Consider the following 597-nt stretch of genomic DNA (forward strand, 5'->3'; position numbering starts at 1 on the left):
CGTGAACTCCGCGCCGCGCAGCACCCGTTGGACGTTGCCCCAGGTGAGCAGCGCGAGGTCGGCGTCCGGCCAGCCGCGGTCGAGGAGCTCCGCGATCAGCGCCGGGTAGCCGGCCGCGTCGGTGAGGCCTTCGGGGTGCGCGTCCCCGGTGTCGTACATCCCCGAGAGTCCGACGGACTCGGGGCCCGCGACGCGGCGTACGTGGTCGAGGTGGTCGGCGACGTCGCGCAGGGCCGGGCCGGTGCGGGACACCGAGCAGGGCACCAGGCACAGGCCCTTGCTCGCGCCGAGGGCGGCGAGCAGGGCGTCGGAGGCGTTGTCCGGGTGGCTGTTGAGGGCGCGGGCGCCGCTGCGGGTGAGGACCGCCGGGGCCTTGGAGACGGCGAGGGCGCGCAACGCGGTCGCCGGGGCCGCGCCCGCGAGGTCGATGAGCATGCCGAGCCGGTTCATCTCCCGGACGACCTCCTCGCCGAACCGGGTCAGGCCCGTGGCGGGGTCGTCGGTCCAGGCCGTGCCGGTGAGGGTGAGGGCGCGCAGGCCCAGGGCGTGGAGGGCCCGCAGCGTGCCGAGCGAGTCGCCCAGCGCGGCGGCCGGGGC

1 protein-coding gene is annotated in these 597 nt (G+C 77.2%); it reads right to left on the minus strand.

Features of this window, described 5'->3' with window-relative positions; all coding sequences use genetic code 11:
• Positions 1-597, minus strand: a 597-nt coding sequence (locus G3I40_RS26740; RefSeq protein WP_203644842.1) for a membrane dipeptidase, incomplete at both ends; no start/stop codon positions are given.

The sequence above is a fragment of the Streptomyces sp. SID14478 genome (assembly GCF_010548525.1).
Taxonomy (GTDB): Bacteria; Actinomycetota; Actinomycetes; order Streptomycetales; family Streptomycetaceae; genus Streptomyces.